Here is a 14,897-nt window from a genome sequence, read left to right on the forward strand (position 1 = left end):
AAATGAAAAAGCCCCGTTGCCGGGGCTTTTTCGGGTGCGTGCCGATCAGCCCTTGCGGGGCAGTTGCGGGACCAGGCTGCGCTTGCCGCCATCCTTGCCCTTGGGCTCCGGCTTCTGCGCCACGACCTTCTTGGCGGCTGGCTTCTTGGCCGCGGCCTTGCGCGGCTTCGGCGCGTCTTCCGGCTCTTCCTTCTTCGGCTTGACAGGCGCCTCGTCGGCCAGCGATTCGAGCTTCAGGCCGGTCTCGCCGGTTTCCTTCTTCTCGACGGTGACGCGCACCGTGCCGCCCTTCTTGAGCTTGCCGAACAGCACCTCGTCAGCCAGCGGCTTCTTGATGTGCTCCTGGATCACACGGCCGAGCGGCCGCGCGCCCATGCGCTCGTCATAGCCCTTGTCGGCCAGCCAGGCGATCGCATCCGGCGACAGGTCGAAGGTGACGCCACGCTCGGAGAGCTGCGCCTCGAGCTGCATGACGAACTTCTGCACCACCTGATGGATGACCGGCACCGGCAGCGAACCGAACGGGATGATCGCATCAAGACGGTTGCGGAACTCCGGCGTGAACAGCCGGTTGATCGCCTCGACATCGTCGCCTTCGCGCTTGGTCGACCCGAAACCGATCGCCGCGCGCTGCGCATCGGATGCGCCCGCATTGGTGGTCATGATCAGGATGACATTGCGGAAGTCGATCTGCTTGCCGTTGTGGTCGGTCAGCTTGCCGTGGTCCATCACCTGCAACAGGATGTTGAACAGGTCCGGATGCGCCTTCTCGACCTCGTCGAGCAGCAGCACGCAGTGCGGATGCTGGTCGACGCCGTCGGTGAGCAGGCCGCCCTGGTCGAAGCCGACATAGCCGGGAGGCGCGCCGATCAACCGCGAAACGGTGTGGCGTTCCATATATTCCGACATGTCGAAGCGGATCAGCTCGACGCCGAGCGAGGCAGCGAGTTGCTTGGCCACTTCCGTCTTGCCGACGCCGGTCGGACCCGAGAACAGATACGAGCCGATCGGCTTTTCCGGTTCGCGCAGGCCGGCACGGGCCAGCTTGATCGCCGAGGTCAGCGCCGTGATGGCGGTGTCCTGACCATAGACAACGCGCTTCAGCTCGATATCGAGGCCCTGCAGCACCTTCTCGTCATCGGCCGAAACCGTCTTCGGCGGGATGCGCGCCATGGTGGCGATCGTTGCTTCGATCTCCTTGATGCCGATGGTCTTCTTGCGCTTGGCTTCCGGCACCAGCATCTGCGAGGCACCGGTCTCGTCGATCACGTCGATCGCCTTGTCCGGCAGCTTGCGGTCGTTGATGTAGCGCGCCGACAACTCGACCGAGGCCTTGATCGCTTCGCTCGTGTAGCGGACCTTGTGGAACTCCTCGAAATAGGGCTTCAGGCCCTTCATGATCTCGATGGCATCCTCGATGGTCGGTTCGTTGACGTCGATCTTCTGGAAGCGCCGCACCAGAGCACGGTCCTTCTCGAAGAACTGGCGGAACTCCTTGTAGGTGGTCGAGCCGATGCAGCGGATCGCACCCGACGACAGAGCCGGCTTCAACAGGTTCGACGCGTCCATGGCGCCGCCCGAGGTGGCCCCTGCTCCGATCACCGTATGGATCTCGTCGATGAACAGTACCGCGCCCGGATAATCCTCGAGCTCCTTGACGACCTGCTTCAGCCGTTCCTCGAAATCGCCGCGGTAGCGCGTGCCGGCCAGCAACGTGCCCATGTCGAGCGCGAAGATGGTGGCGTTGTGCAGCACTTCGGGAACGTCGCCCTCGACGATGCGCTTGGCCAGACCTTCGGCGATCGCCGTCTTGCCGACCCCCGGGTCGCCGACATAGAGCGGGTTGTTCTTGGAGCGGCGGCACAGCACCTGGATGGTGCGGTTGATCTCCGACTCGCGGCCGATCAGCGGATCGATCTTGCCGGCCTTGGCCTTGTTGTTAAGGTTGACGCAATAAGCGGTCAGCGCATCCTGCTGCTGCTTTTTCTTGCCGCCTTCCTCCTGCGGCTCGGCGCCGTTCTGGCCGCCCTGCTCGTCATCGGCACCGCGCGGCGAGCGCGTCTCCGATGCGCCCGGACGCTTGGCGATGCCGTGCGAGATGTAGTTGACAGCGTCGTAGCGCGTCATCTGCTGTTCCTGCAGGAAATAGGCGGCGTGGCTTTCGCGCTCGGCGAAGATGGCGACGAGCACGTTGGCGCCCGACACTTCCTCGCGGCCGGACGACTGCACATGGATCACCGCGCGCTGGATGACGCGCTGGAAGCCGGCGGTCGGCTTGGAATCCTCGTCGTAGCCGGTGACCAGATTGTCGAGCTCGGTGTCGATATAGGTCAGAACAGTGTGCTTCAGCTCGTCGAGATCGACGTTGCAGGCGCGCATGACGGCGGCCGCCTCGGTGTCGTCGATCAACGCGAGCAGCAGATGTTCAAGGGTTGCGTATTCATGGTGCCGCTCATTGGCGAGCGTCAGCGCCTGGTGAAGCGCCTTTTCCAGGCCTTGGGAGAAAGCCGGCATGTTACCTCACTTCTTCTCCATCACGCATTGCAGCGGATGCTGATTCTGTCGGGCGAAATCCATGACCTGAGACACTTTGGTCTCGGCCACCTCGAATGTATAGACCCCGCACTCGCCCACTCCATGATTGTGAACATGAAGCATGATGCGTGTGGCGGCTTCGCGGTCCTTCTGGAAAAAACGCTCCAGCACGTGAACCACGAACTCCATTGGAGTGTAGTCGTCGTTGAGGATGAGGACCCGATAAAGGCTGGGCTTCTTGGTCTTGGTTTTGGTGCGCGTGATGACGGCCGTCCCGCGGCCGGCCTCATTGCCGTCGCCGCCGCCGTTTTGCATCCGCGCCACTTGTCTCATGGCAGTCAAACCGATCGTCACGTAATCCTGCCTCTTTCGAATCCCCATGCGAGTTCAACATGTAGGTGTTCGATGGACGATTTTAAGCCCTTCTGGTTAGCTGACAATATGGCTAGGTGACCAAACTTGGCGGATTTTCGCAATCGTGAAGCGCCACGCCGCCGCAAACCGGAAATTAGCACGAAAAAACCCGGCCGCGTTTCCGCGACCGGGTTTTGCCCCGGGCCCAAAGGGGGCCGGATCTAAAACTATTGGCCGAAATTACTTCGCCTTGGCAACGATCGATTCGAACGGCTTGTAGGCTTCCTTGGCGAGTTCGGCGTAGAGATCGCCGATCTTGGTGGCCTCGGCGACGAACGCCTCGTAGGACTGCTTGGCGTAGTCGGACTGGATCTCGATCGCCTTGTCCAGCGACTTGGCCGAAAACAGCTTCTCGAAAGCGGCGCTGCCGGCTTCGAAGCTCTTCTTGGTGTATTCACCGGCTTCGGTGGCGATCGCCTGAGCGCCCTTGGAGAGCGAAGCGAAGCTCTTCAAACCGGTGTCGGCGAATTCCTTACCGTATTTGCTGAAGTCCTCATAGGTCTGGGTCATTTCACGATTCCCTTGACGGTTGAGGCGTCCTTCTTCGGGGCGCCCTTGTGCAATGCACTAGAGTATATTGTGCGCCGCACAAAAGTCAATATTTCGCCGGCGAGCGGCGCCGCCTGCGCAGGCAATGGCTAAAAATCAAATAAAGTGCGTTTCAAGCCCGAAGAAAATGGTGAACGCGGCGGTTACCATAAACGGATTGGTAACGCTGCCCCGTTAGCTTGGCTGAAAGTGAGGCAGGACCCTTTGCCGCCTCCAACGCAACGAAGAATTCAAGGGAAATATCAGTGCGTAAGGCGTTGTTGGGCATCGTTTCCAAATCCACCTCCCCCCTCAAAGCGATGATGGTCTTCGCCCTGGCGATGACGTTCGTTTGCGCCGACGTTACCTCCTCGCTGGCAGCACGGCCGGCCGCCATCGTCGTGGACGCTAAGACGGGCAAGGTGCTCTACTCCGCGGATGCCAACGGCAGGCGCTATCCGGCGTCGCTGACGAAGATGATGACGCTTTATCTGACCTTCGAAGCGATGGCGAAGGGCAAGATCAGCCGGAACACGCCTGTCGTGTTTTCCGCCAAGGCCTCCGCCGAAGCGCCGACGAAACTCGGCGTGAAGCCGGGCGGTTCGGTCTCGGTCGAAACCGCGATCCTGTCGATCGTCACCAAGTCCGCGAACGACTCGGCCACCGCACTTGGTGAAATGATTGGCGGCGATGAAACCACTTTTGCCCGCATGATGACCGCCAAGGCGCGGCAGCTCGGCATGAACGGCACCGTCTTCCGCAACGCCAACGGCCTGCCCGACCCTGGCCAGTTCACCACCGCGCGCGACATGGCGACGCTCGGCATCGCGCTCAGGGAGCATTTCCCCCAGTATTATGGCTACTTCTCGCAGCGTTCCTTTCTCTATGGCCGCCAGCGCATCAATGGCCACAACCGTCTGCTCGGACGCATCAAGGGCGTCGACGGCATCAAGACCGGCTACACCCGCGCCTCCGGCTTCAACCTCGTTTCATCCGTGGCCGACGGCAACCGTCGCCTCGTCGCCGTTGTCATGGGCGGCACGTCGGGCGGCAGCCGCGACAACCAGATGGCATCGTTGATCAACACCTACCTGCCGAGGGCCTCGACCCGCGGCGGCGGTGACCTGGTCGCCAAGGCCGACGGCAGCAACCCGGTCAAGGCCCTTGCCAAGGTTCTCCTGCCCAAGCACGACGCGCCGACCCCGGACGAGAAGCCGGTCGCTGTGGCCAGCGCCGATGACGCCGTCGCCGACGACGCAACGGTTGCCGAGGATGACACCGCCGACAGCAATGCCCAGGCCGAAGCGCCCACGCTGGTCGCCCCGGCAAAGAAGGTGAAGACGGTCATCGTCTCCGCCCCCAAGGTCGCCACGGCGCAGGTCGTGGCCGCCTATGCCGAGCCGACGCAGGCTGCCGAGCCGGCGTCAAGCGTCGATCCGGTCAACACCGCCTCAGTGCCGTCGGGCTGGGCCATCCAGGTCGCCTCTTCACCGAAGCAGTCGGAAGCCCAGGCCGTCCTCGACAAGACCAGCAAGCAGGCACCAAAAGCGCTGGCGGATGCTTCCGGCTTCACCGTCGCGTTCGACAAGGACGGCGTCACCTACTACCGCGCCCGTTTCGGCGGCTTTGGCTCGAAAGACGCCGCCTGGAAGGCCTGTACCGCTTTGAAGAAGAAGAAAATCGAGTGCTACGCCGTCCAGCAATAGGGCGGCGTGGAAGCATCTCCCGGAAAATTTTTCGCGTCGAAGGAGACTAGTTGTGATTGGAGAGCAAGACGTCCTTGGCTTCGTTGATTCGCGCCGCCAGGAAAGACGTGCCGCCGATATCGGGGTGCAGGCGCTGCATCAGGCGGCGGTGCGCCTTGCGGACATCCGCCGCGGCGGCCCCCGCTTCAAGACCAAGGACCTTGTAGGCCTCCTCCTTAGTCATGGCGCCCGGACCTGGCGCAACACCCAGCCCTTCGCCACCGTTCGTCTCAGTGTTTTTGCGCCAGACGGGAAATCTGCCGTCAAGATACGTCTCTAGCAGCTGGCGGCTCTCCGCATCGGCGGAGAGTTCGCGGTAGAGATGCTGCAACTCCGCAAGGCCCATAGCGCCAAGCATCTTGCCGTCATGGCGGCCGGCCAGAACCAGCCCTTCGAGGCCGCCGGTATCGTGATCCAGCTCCATTTCGAGCGCTGCCGTCCGCACCGTTGAGCGTTTTCCCGGCGCCGGCCTGGCATCAGGCCGGTTCGTGCGCGTGGCGGCATACCAGCCGATCGCCACGAACAGCATGATGCTGCCGATTCCGCTTCGGCCGACCAGAAGCACGGCGGTGCCTACCAGCGCCAGCAGGATCGGTCCCAGTGTTCTCATGCCGGTTGCCAGCCGGGCCGGATCGGCCCGCAGGAAGGCCGAGGCTATGCCCAGGAGCACCAGCAGCAATGCGACCAGACCGATAATTGCTGCTAACATTTCCCACCGCCCCGCAGATGCCCTGTCCGCCTGGACAGCCGCGTGATGTCATCCAACACTTTTTCTGCGCCGGAATGATGGCTTTCACCTGGACAGGACGAGAACCGCCACGCGGGCTGGCTCTCCAGCCCATTGGCCCTTGTCGGCTTCGTCAGCTTTTCATTGCGCATGAATTTCAAGATGTGGCGTTGTCGCGCCGCTTGCAAGTCCAGTGCGAAGCAAGATGGAGGGCCAGAAAAGCCCGCGCCAAAACAGGCAGCGCCTGCGTGCGACGGCCTACAGCAAGCCGAGATCGGCAAGCTCGCGCCTGAGTTTCGGCGGCATCTCGACCAGTCCCGCCTTGCCTTTGCCGAGATCAGGTGGTGCATCCGACGGTTTCAAATAGCGCCAACCCTGGAAGGCCCGGCGCGGCTGCCAGTCGGTGCGCACGACATGCGGATCAAGCATAAGGTGGCAGCGACCGATGCCCTCGTCGTCAATGAACGGCCGGATCTCGGTGATCAGCTGCCGGCATTGCACATTGCCCTTGATCACCCAGTAGAGCGAACCGCCATCGGTGATCTCGGCGCCACGCGTGGGCACCATGCGGGTGGTGTGCCAGTGTTCGGCCGGCTCGCCGGCCCGGCGCCGTTCGTCGAGACGGAACTCGATCCATTCCTCGAGATCCTCGACGCTGTCGCAGCCGACGCACAGTTTTAGGAGATTGAGAGCCATTCGCTAAGGTTAGTCCGGAGCGCCGGGACGTCAACGGCATGAAGGGGCTTCTCCACAGTGGCCAGCGTTGCTCAGCACTCCACGACATTGACGGCGAGACCGCCGAGGCTGGTTTCCTTGTACTTCTCGTTCATGTCGAGCCCGGTCTGGCGCATGGTCTCGATCGCCGCGTCGAGCGGCACGAAATGGACGCCGTCGCCCTTGATCGCCAGCGACGCGGCCGTCACCGCCTTGACCGCGCCGAGCGCATTGCGCTCGATGCACGGCACCTGGACCAGCCCGCCGACCGGATCGCAAGTCATGCCGAGATGGTGTTCGAGCGCGATTTCGGCGGCATTCTCGACCTGCTCGGGCGTGCCGCCCATGACGGCGCACAGGCCGGCCGCGGCCATCGCCGAGGCGGATCCGACCTCGCCCTGACAGCCGACCTCGGCGCCCGAGATCGACGCATTGGTCTTGATGATGCCGCCGACGGCGGCAGCCGTCAGCAGGAAGTCGCGAATACTGGGCTGGTCGGCCTCGGGATGGAAATGCAGCCAGTAGCGCAGCACTGCCGGCAGCGTGCCGGCCGCCCCGTTGGTCGGCGCGGTGACGACGCGGCCGCCGGCGGCATTCTCCTCGTTGACCGCCATGGCGTAGATCGACAGCCAGTCATTGGCGAGCAGCGGATTTGGCCGGTTCTGCTGCCACTGTTCCTGCAGCTTGTCGTGCAACTGCCGGGCCCGGCGCCGCACCTTCAGCCCGCCCGGCATGATGCCGTCCTGCGACAGGCCACGGTCGATGCAGCTCTTCATCGCCCCCCAGATGGCGTCGAGGCCGGCGTCGAGCTCCTCGCGCGACATCTGCGTTTCCTCGTTGACGCGCTTCATTTCGGCGATGGAAAGCCCGCTCTTGGCCGCCATCTTCAGCATCTCGACGGCGTTCTTGAAGGGATAAGGCACTTTCTTGCCTTCCGATGTCACCGACCCCTTGGCCTTCATGCGCTGCAGCTCTTCTTCCGACACCACGAAGCCGCCGCCGATCGAATAGTAGATGCGCTTGAGCAGCAGGCGTCCGCCGGCGTCATAGGCATGGAACGCCATGCCGTTGGCGTGGCCGGTAAGCGGTGTCTTGCGGTCGAGCACCAGATCCGTGGCCGGGTCGAAATGGTAGGACGGGTGACCTGGCGGTGAAATCATCTTGTCGGCGGTGATGCGGCCGATGATGCCGTCGGCCTGGTCCGGATCGACCGTCTGCGGGGTCTGGCCAGCAAGGCCGAGGATGACGGCGCGGTCGCTGCCATGGCCGATGCCCGTATAGGCGAGCGAGCCATGCAGGCTGGCGCAGATGCGGGCGACCTTGGCGCCGGCGGGACGCGGCCAGTCGTCGCCCGCGACCTCGTCGAGAAACCGCCGCGCGGCCGTCATCGGCCCCATCGTGTGCGAGCTCGAGGGGCCGATGCCGATCTTGAACAGGTCGAAAACCGAAAGGAACACGCTGTCTCCTGGAGTCGCGTCGAGGATCCTACATATAGGAATTCCAAGGAATGTTTCCGCTCTTTTGACGGTCGCGGCGCAGCATCTGCCGACCTTGTTTGCTCCGGCAGCGACATTGCTGCCGATCGCGGGAGCCGGCATCGAAGCAACCACGCTGGATGTGATAAATTCAGCCATGGGCGATTCCTTCTATCTTTCGATGGCTGATTTCGGGGCGCTGGCCTTCTTCCTGATCGCGTGGCTGCTGCACACGCTCGCCTCGGACGGCAAGCTGGTCAGCCGCATGTCGCTGACGACGGCGATGAATGCACAGCGCGAGGCCTGGATGCGCACCATGGCCGAGCGCGAAATCCGCATCGTCGACACCGCCATCATGAGCGGTCTGCAGCAAGGAACCGCCTTTTTCGCCTCAAGTTCGCTGATCGCGCTCGGCGGCTGCTTTGCCTTGCTCGGCGCGTCCGACCGGGTGCTGGAAGTGCTGAGCAACCTACCGCTCGGCGGCGCGCCATCGCGCCCGGCCTTTCAGATCAAGGTGCTGGGACTGGTGCTGATCCTCGCCTTCGCCTTCTTCAAATTCGGCTGGGCCTACCGGCTGTTCAACTATTGCTCGATCCTGATCGGCGCGGTGCCGATCCCGCATGGCGAAGCCTCGCGCAATCCGGTCACGGAAACCGCGGTGTGGCGCGCGGCGCAGATGAACATGCTGGCCGGCAAGCATTTCAACTCGGGCCTGCGCGGCGTGTTCTTCTCGATCGGCTATCTCGGCTGGTTCGTCGATCCGGTGGTGTTCGTGCTGTCGACGCTTCTGCTGCTGGCCGTGCTGGTGCGGCGCCAGTTCTTCTCGGCGGCGCGGCGCGCCGTCATCGGTCAGCCGCCCGGTCCTGGGAAAGGCCGATCGATACGGCCGGAAAGCCAATAGGCGAAAAGCCCGATCCATTCGCGGAGCGCTATGGTGGTGTTTTGCACGGAATCGATCGCATTGTCGCGAAACAAGCCGACACCTTCCTTGCCGGAGGTGTGATAATCGACCGGCCATGGGATGGTTGGAAAGCCAGCCTTGTCGAACAGCGCCTTGGCCCGCGGCATATGGAAGGCGGAGGTCACCAGCAGCCAGGTCTCGCCCGGCTTCGGGTCGACAAGTTTGCGGCTGAAGACGGCATTTTCATAGGTGTTGCGGGACTTGTCCTCCAGGACAAGACGATCGGCCGATACACCGAGCGGAACGAGCAGGCGGGACGCGGTGTCGGCGTCCCCCTCGGCGTCGATGAAAAACGCGCCGTGACCGCCTGATACAACCACCTTGGCCTGTGGGAAGCGCCGGGCGAGGATTGCGGTCTCGACCATGCGATCGCCGCTGCTGCTCAGTTCATAGCCGCCACGCGCGAAGTTGATGGCGCCCTCGAAGCCGCCGCCGAGCACGACGATGCCGTCAACCTTTTGCGGCAGCGGCGGGCGCGCAAAGCGCTCCTCGAGCGGGTTGAGCATCATAGCGCCAAGCGACGTCCAGGTTGAGAGCGCCAGGATCAGAAACGCCAGGACACTGCCGGTGACGGCCAGCCGCCGCCGGCCGATCAGGCCGGCGATCAACCCGGCCAGAAGCAGGAAAATCGTCAGGTTGAGCGGCTGGATGAAGAACCAGAAGACCTTGGAAAGAAGAAAGAACATCGCACCCCTTCAGATGATCGATACCCTTACCACCACTTCTCAGGCTGAAATGTGCCAGCCGCCTGCTCGATGACGGCGGCAGTCTGGAACAGCGTCTCTTCCTCGAACGGCCGGCCGATGAGCTGCAGCCCGAGCGGCAGCCCTTTGGGGTCGAGGCCGGCAGGCACGGCGATGCCCGGCAGGCCGGCCATGTTCACGGTGACCGTGAAAATGTCGTTGAGGTACATTTTCACCGGATCGGCGGCCATGTCCTCATCCGCGATGCCGAAGGCGGCGGACGGCGTCGCCGGGGTCAGGATGACATCGACGCCGGCGGCGAACACATTTTCGAAGTCGCGCTTGATCAAATTGCGCACCTTCTGCGCCTGCAGGTAGTAGGCGTCGTAATAGCCTGCCGACAGCACATAGGTGCCGATCATGATGCGGCGCTTGACCTCGCGGCCGAAACCGGCGGCGCGGGTCTTTTCATACATCTCGACAATGTCCTTGCCCGGCACGCGCAGGCCGTAGCGGACGCCGTCATAGCGCGCCAGGTTGGACGAAGCCTCGGCGGGCGCCACGATGTAGTAGGCCGGCAGCGCGTATTTCGTATGCGGCAGGGAAATGTCGACGATCTCGGCGCCGGCATCCCTGAGCCAGGCAATGCCCTTCTGCCACAGCGCCTCGATCTCTTCCGGCATGCCGTCGACGCGGTATTCCTTGGGAATGCCGACCTTCATGCCCTTGATCGGCTTGCCGATCGCAGCCTCGTAGTCCGGCACCGGCCGGTCGACGGAAGTGGTGTCCTTCGGATCGACCGAGGCCATCGACCTGAGCAGGATCGCGGCGTCGCGCACGTCGCGCGCGATCGGGCCGGCCTGGTCGAGCGACGAGGCGAAGGCGACGATGCCCCAGCGCGAGCAGCGGCCATAGGTCGGCTTGATGCCGACGGTGCCGGTGAAGGCGGCCGGCTGGCGGATCGAGCCGCCCGTATCGGTCGCCGTCGCGCCGGCGCACAGGAACGCCGAGACGGCGGTCGCAGAGCCGCCGGAAGAGCCGCCTGGCACCAACTGCGCATTGTCCAGGGTGCGCTGGGTTTTCGTACCGCCGGCCGACACGAAGCCGCCATCGCCCTGATGCGTCGTTGGCATCACCACCGTGTCGAGCCGCGAACGCCGCCACGGGTTGATGACCGGGCCATAATAGGACGTCTCGTTGGACGAGCCCATGGCGAACTCATCCATGTTGAGCTTGCCGAGCATGACCGCGCCATCCGCCCACAGATTGGCGGTGACGGTCGATTCGTAACGTGGCTTGAAGCCGTCGAGCACATGGCTGCAGGCCTGGGTATGGACACCTTCGGTGCCGAACAAATCCTTGATGCCCAGCGGAATGCCTTCCAGCGCACCGCCCTCGCCCTTGACCAGCCTGGCGTCAGACGCCTTGGCCATGTCGCGCGCCCTGTCGCCGGTCACCGCGACATAGGCATTGAGCGCCGGATTGGCGCGATCGATCGCCGAGAGATAGGCCTCGGTGATCTCGGTCGCGGTGATTTCCTTGCCACGCAGCTTGGCGCGGGCCTGCGAAATCGTCAGTCTGGTCAGGTCGCTCATCAAAGGCTCTTTTCGTAAAACACCGACCACTTGGAATCGGGATAATCCAGCACCGGGCCGCAGCGCGAAAACCCGGCACGTTCGTAGACGGTCCAGGCGGCGGGGTGGCGGTCGCCCGTCTCGAGCACCAGCCGCTTCAGCCCTTCCTGCCTCGCCAGTGCCTCGACGCGCTCAACGATGCTGGCGCCGATTTTCTGGCCGCGATGCGAAGGCCGCGTATACATGCGCTTGACCTCGCCAATGGCACCGCCATGGCGCTTCAGCGCGCCACAACCGATGGCGATGCCATTGTCGCGGGCGATGAATACGGTCGTGTCCTGGCCGGCCATCTGCTCGACGGTCAGATGATAGCAGTGCTCCGGCGGCGTCAATTCGAGCAAGGTCTCGTTGAGTTCCTTGACCAGGCCGCGCACATCGTCCTGCAACGGTGTCTCGATGGCGATCTCGATTGCCATCGGCGCCCTACTCCACGACCTTCGGCACGAGGAAGAAATTCTCTTCGGTCGCAGGCGCATTGGCGACGATGTCGGTCGCCTTGCTGCCGTCGGTGACGACGTCCTGGCGCTTCTTCATCTCCATCGGCGTCACCGAGGTCATCGGCTCGACGCCGGAAACATCGACTTGGTTCAGCTGCTCGACGAAGCCCAGTATGGCGTTCAGTTCGCCGGTCATGCGTTCGGCATCTTCCTCGCTCACCGCAATGCGGGCGAGACGCGCGACGCGCTTCACTGTCTGAAGATCAACGGACATAGATTTTGCCTCGGGGAAAACCAGTCCGGGCTATAGCGGCGCCGCGCGCGCGGCGCAACATGCATCATGCGAGAGACCAGGCGTGATGGCGGCCTGGTCTCGGCCATCGGTCCAAGGACAGGTCTATGGCAAGGCAACGCCCTCGCACAGATAATAGCTGCCGCTGTTGCCGCTCGCTTCGCTTTCGTCATCGATCGGCCGGACCGATACGAGATCGATCTGCGTCGGGCTGATCCGCGTCACCGACAGGACATCGGGAAAGACATAGCCCGGTTCCTGGCAGATGGCCGTCACCGCCCAGCTCGGCGAGCGTGTCGCCTTGCTGACCTGCACGAATTCGCAATTATATTCAACGCCCTGCAGGCCATGCACGGAAAGCACGACGTTGCCGGCATCGATCAGCGTCTGCAGCGTGTCCTTCCTGGCCTGCGTGCAAAGCTCCTCGGACTGCAGGTAGACGCCTTCGATGAAGTCATCCGCGGCGAGCGCGGGCGATGCCGCGACAAACATCGATACACAAAGAGATCGCCCCAACGCCATGGATTTGTTCCGCTTTGGCTGTTTCTAGATCGTAATCGTTTCACCGATTTTCGGCAACGCGACCTTCACACCGGACCCTTCGAGGCCGGCCTCGAATTTCTCGGGCGTCGGATCGATCATCGGAAACGTGCCGAAATGGCAAGGGACGACCGTGTCGAACTTGAAGAAGCGCCGGCAGGCAAGTGCCGCCACCGCGCCGCCCATGGTGAAACGATCGCCGATCGGCACGATGCCGATCTTCGGCTCATGCAATTCGTTGATCAGCGCCATGTCGGAAAAGATGTCGGTATCGCCCATATGGTAGAGCGTCGGGTCTTCCGGGAAATGCAGGACCAGCCCGCCCGGATTGCCGAGATAGACGTTCTTGCCGCCGTCTTCGCCAAACGAGGAAGAGTGCAGCGCCTGGACGAAAGTGGTGGTGAAGCCGCCGCAATCGACCGTGCCGCCGATATTGCCGGGATTGATCTTGCTGCCGTCGGCGCCCTTGCCGACCAGATACATGCAGATCTCGAAATTGGCGACCAGCTGCGCGCCGCTCTTGCCGAGCACTTCCAGCGCGCCGCTGATGTGGTCGCTGTGTCCATGCGTCAGCAGGACATGCGTGATCCCTTCCGCCGGCCCTTCCCAGCCGCCCGTCCAGGACGGGTTGCCGATCAGATAGGGGTCGATGAGGATCTTGGCGTCGCCGGTTTCGATACGGAAGGCCGAATGGCCGTACCAGGTCAGTTTCATGAAATGCATTCCTCGATTATTGCCGGGCCAGAGGTTAAAACGCCGATGACCCCGATATCAAAGGGTATAGTGTCCGCCGCGCATCCGGAAGGACGCATGCTGCTGAAAAAGACAAGGAAAAACCGTTGGCTATCATCACGATTGAGCAATTGCCGGCATGGCTCGCCGACGGCAGGACGCTGGCGGGGCTCGATCTCGGCGACAAGACGATCGGCGTCGCGGTTTCCGACCGGGGATTCGCCTTCGCTCACCCGCGCCCGGTCATCATGCGGAAGAAATTCTCGCTCGATGCCGCCGTGCTTCTGGCCTTGCTGAAGAAGGAGAATGTCGGCGCGGTGGCGATCGGACTGCCGATCAACATGGATGGGTCGGAAGGTCCGCGTGCGCAGAAATCGCGCGCCTTCGTGCGCAACATGGCGCAGCTGAGTGACCTGCCCTTCGTGTTCTGGGACGAACGGCTGTCGACTGTGGCGGCGGAGCGGACGCTGATCGAAATGGATTTCTCGCGCGCCAAACGTGCCGGCAAGATCGATTCGGCGGCCGCGGCCTTTATTCTGCAGGGAGTCTTGGACCGGCTTCAGTCGCTCGATTCAGGCGATCGAAGGGAATTGGGCGGTCAAGCGGGACCGGGCCCGACCGACGCCGCCTGACCCAGTCCAGAATTTCGCGGCGACGGCGAAAAGCCCATATCGCCATCAGCAAAAAACCGTCGAAGATGCAGGCCTTCGCCACCATCCCCGGGATGATTGCCGGATCGATGCCGAGCATCTGGCCATAGAGCTGGAATACGAAATCGTGCAGCTGCCGGGTCAGCATCACATAGCCGAAATTCATGTCGTTGAGCGACAGGTAGAACCAGCCCCAGAACAGCGCCATCGGGGCCGCCCACAATGCGAAGATATAGCGCATCAGCGGCCTCCCTTCCCGTTCGGCCCGGTCCGGCCCGATATAAGGGAAAGCAGCGAATTATGCGCCGCTGCCTTCGCCATGCCGTGCGCCGTGGCGCGAAAATCAGCGTCATCCGACGCGGCCGCGGAGCGCCGCTCGGCGAGCATCGCGACATAGGAGGCCAGAAGCGCCGCCAATTGCACCGCAACGACCATGAACAGCCCGTTGATGCCTTGCGCGGCGCCACCGATCAGGATCATCGACAGGACGCCGGACGCGGAAATGAAGGCGATGCGAACGACGCTGTCGGCGCCCGGGCTGGCCGGATCGTTGATCAACGTATCGACAAAGGCCCAGAAGAACAGCACCGCCACGACCAGCAAGGCGATCGCCAGCGGCGCGACCACGACGACGTTCTGCAGATCGACGAACCGGGCGCTCTCGACGGTCACTCCAAGCACGCCGAGGGCTGCCGTCACACCGCGGTCTCCATCGATGCAGATCAGCGCCAGCAGGGCGAAGACGATCGCCCAGTGCACAGACAGAAAGGAGGTCAGTACGTGTCGCATCGTGGTTCCTGCTTCGGCAGGAATGACAGTGGGCTTTGCCG

The 14,897-nt window shown here is 63.1% G+C and carries 17 protein-coding genes; 3 read left to right on the forward strand and 14 right to left on the reverse strand.

Annotated features, from left to right (window positions below; all coding sequences use genetic code 11):
- Window positions 1-45 precede the first annotated feature (45 nt).
- The 3 genes from clpA to CK228_RS19060 form a co-directional block, all read right to left on the reverse strand.
- A complete protein-coding gene (gene clpA / locus CK228_RS19050) occupies window positions 46-2,514 on the reverse strand; it encodes an ATP-dependent Clp protease ATP-binding subunit ClpA (RefSeq protein ID WP_095774326.1) in 2,469 nt (822 codons plus the stop codon).
- Between the two features lie 6 nt (window positions 2,515-2,520).
- Window positions 2,521-2,850: an ATP-dependent Clp protease adapter ClpS gene (clpS, locus tag CK228_RS19055; protein WP_010909565.1), complete on the reverse strand. Its 330-nt coding sequence runs from the start codon at window positions 2,848-2,850 to the stop codon at window positions 2,521-2,523.
- A 279-nt stretch (window positions 2,851-3,129) separates the two neighbouring features.
- Complete coding sequence (locus CK228_RS19060) at window positions 3,130-3,459, reverse strand: phasin family protein (RefSeq protein ID WP_095774324.1); 330 nt, start codon at window positions 3,457-3,459, stop codon at window positions 3,130-3,132.
- 284 nt (window positions 3,460-3,743) lie between these two features.
- Here CK228_RS19060 and CK228_RS19065 point away from each other — a divergent pair, with 284 nt between their 5' ends.
- Window positions 3,744-5,183 carry a D-alanyl-D-alanine carboxypeptidase gene (locus tag CK228_RS19065; protein ID WP_095788826.1) on the forward strand — a complete coding sequence of 480 codons (1,440 nt, stop codon included), beginning with the start codon at window positions 3,744-3,746 and terminating at the stop codon, window positions 5,181-5,183.
- 46 nt (window positions 5,184-5,229) lie between these two features.
- Here the strand turns inward: CK228_RS19065 and CK228_RS19070 are convergent, their stop codons facing one another.
- The 3 genes from CK228_RS19070 to CK228_RS19080 form a co-directional block, all read right to left on the reverse strand.
- On the reverse strand, window positions 5,230-5,931 hold the full coding sequence (locus tag CK228_RS19070; RefSeq protein ID WP_095788827.1) for a DnaJ domain-containing protein: 702 nt from the start codon (window positions 5,929-5,931) through the stop codon (window positions 5,230-5,232).
- Between the two features lie 276 nt (window positions 5,932-6,207).
- Entirely contained in the window at window positions 6,208-6,645 is a 438-nt protein-coding gene (locus CK228_RS19075) for a DUF1489 family protein (RefSeq protein WP_095774321.1), read from the reverse strand.
- A gap of 71 nt (window positions 6,646-6,716) precedes the next feature.
- Complete coding sequence (locus CK228_RS19080; RefSeq protein WP_095788828.1) at window positions 6,717-8,120, reverse strand: L-serine ammonia-lyase; 1,404 nt, start codon at window positions 8,118-8,120, stop codon at window positions 6,717-6,719.
- 175 nt (window positions 8,121-8,295) lie between these two features.
- Between CK228_RS19080 and CK228_RS19085 the strand changes: the two genes are divergently transcribed.
- Window positions 8,296-9,039 carry a DUF599 domain-containing protein gene (locus CK228_RS19085; protein ID WP_095788860.1) on the forward strand — a complete coding sequence of 248 codons (744 nt, stop codon included), beginning with the start codon at window positions 8,296-8,298 and terminating at the stop codon, window positions 9,037-9,039.
- Here the strand turns inward: CK228_RS19085 and CK228_RS19090 are convergent.
- The 6 genes from CK228_RS19090 to CK228_RS19115 all read right to left on the reverse strand — a co-directional run bounded on the left by CK228_RS19090 (window position 8,988) and on the right by CK228_RS19115 (window position 13,399).
- Entirely contained in the window at window positions 8,988-9,785 is a 798-nt protein-coding gene (locus CK228_RS19090) for a YdcF family protein (RefSeq protein WP_095788829.1), read from the reverse strand. The genes CK228_RS19085 and CK228_RS19090 overlap by 52 nt on opposite strands.
- A gap of 26 nt (window positions 9,786-9,811) precedes the next feature.
- On the reverse strand, window positions 9,812-11,377 hold the full coding sequence (locus tag CK228_RS19095; RefSeq protein ID WP_095774317.1) for an amidase family protein: 1,566 nt from the start codon (window positions 11,375-11,377) through the stop codon (window positions 9,812-9,814).
- On the reverse strand, window positions 11,377-11,832 hold the full coding sequence (locus CK228_RS19100) for a GNAT family N-acetyltransferase (RefSeq protein WP_095788830.1): 456 nt from the start codon (window positions 11,830-11,832) through the stop codon (window positions 11,377-11,379). The genes CK228_RS19095 and CK228_RS19100 overlap by 1 nt, the downstream gene beginning before the upstream one ends.
- Window positions 11,833-11,839: 7 nt before the next feature.
- Window positions 11,840-12,127 (reverse strand): Asp-tRNA(Asn)/Glu-tRNA(Gln) amidotransferase subunit GatC, encoded by a 288-nt coding sequence (gene gatC / locus CK228_RS19105; RefSeq protein WP_095774315.1) that lies wholly within the window; start codon window positions 12,125-12,127, stop codon window positions 11,840-11,842.
- Between the two features lie 123 nt (window positions 12,128-12,250).
- Entirely contained in the window at window positions 12,251-12,667 is a 417-nt protein-coding gene (locus CK228_RS19110) for a hypothetical protein (protein WP_095774314.1), read from the reverse strand.
- Between the two features lie 24 nt (window positions 12,668-12,691).
- Window positions 12,692-13,399 carry a metal-dependent hydrolase gene (locus CK228_RS19115; RefSeq protein WP_095788861.1) on the reverse strand — a complete coding sequence of 236 codons (708 nt, stop codon included), beginning with the start codon at window positions 13,397-13,399 and terminating at the stop codon, window positions 12,692-12,694.
- A gap of 125 nt (window positions 13,400-13,524) precedes the next feature.
- Between CK228_RS19115 and ruvX the strand changes: the two genes are divergently transcribed.
- On the forward strand, window positions 13,525-14,049 hold the full coding sequence (gene ruvX, locus CK228_RS19120; RefSeq protein ID WP_095774313.1) for a Holliday junction resolvase RuvX: 525 nt from the start codon (window positions 13,525-13,527) through the stop codon (window positions 14,047-14,049).
- Here the strand turns inward: ruvX and CK228_RS19125 are convergent.
- Together CK228_RS19125 and CK228_RS19130 are read right to left on the reverse strand one after the other, a co-directional pair.
- Complete coding sequence (locus CK228_RS19125) at window positions 13,949-14,308, reverse strand: DUF6105 family protein (RefSeq protein ID WP_095774312.1); 360 nt, start codon at window positions 14,306-14,308, stop codon at window positions 13,949-13,951. The two genes, ruvX and CK228_RS19125, sit on opposite strands and share 101 nt — an antisense overlap.
- Entirely contained in the window at window positions 14,308-14,856 is a 549-nt protein-coding gene (locus tag CK228_RS19130; protein WP_095774311.1) for a hypothetical protein, read from the reverse strand. The genes CK228_RS19125 and CK228_RS19130 overlap by 1 nt, the downstream gene beginning before the upstream one ends.
- Between the last annotated feature and the right edge of the window lie 41 nt (window positions 14,857-14,897).

This window comes from Mesorhizobium sp. WSM4312, from assembly GCF_002294875.1.
Lineage (GTDB): Bacteria > Pseudomonadota > Alphaproteobacteria > Rhizobiales > Rhizobiaceae > Mesorhizobium.